Annotated in this window: 1 protein-coding gene; it reads right to left on the bottom strand. The window is 35.5% G+C overall.

Annotation, left to right across the window (positions count from 1 at the left end):
- Positions 1 to 473: alpha/beta hydrolase (locus tag KUA55_RS18155; RefSeq protein WP_218327772.1), on the bottom strand; the 473-nt coding region annotated here is incomplete at both ends.

Below are 473 nucleotides of genomic sequence, written 5' to 3'. Positions count from 1 at the left end.
TTCCCTTCAAGTTGGCCGACATACCAGTAAATATGATGTGTTGAATTAATAATCGGTTGGGATTTCATAAACTTAACAAAGTCAGGGTACCAAACTGAAGGTGAAATTAATATATAATGCCCAAACGTATCTGCGTGTTTAAACAACGCATATAGCGATACGAGCCCACCAAATGAGGCACCTGCAATACCGATGTCTTTTCTATCCTGAGAAATACGGAAACATTTTCTTAAATACGGTATTACCGCATCAGCCACCCAAGTGATATACGCATCCGCTTGACCACCATATTCAATATCACCAACAACACTTTTCCAGGGTGTATAATCTTTTTTTCGAGTATTAGGCACGATACCAACAAATATAACGTCTTTTTTTACATCTTTAAATAAGTAGTCTCCATCTTGAACTATAACTAAAGGATAAGACTTACCGTTTGTCTTAAAATAATTCTTCGGTAATTTAATTTTTAT

This window comes from Enterococcus alishanensis, from assembly GCF_019218635.1.
Taxonomy (GTDB): domain Bacteria; phylum Bacillota; class Bacilli; order Lactobacillales; family Enterococcaceae; genus Enterococcus_A; species Enterococcus_A alishanensis.
This window is presented reverse-complemented; position numbering and strand designations above follow the sequence as displayed.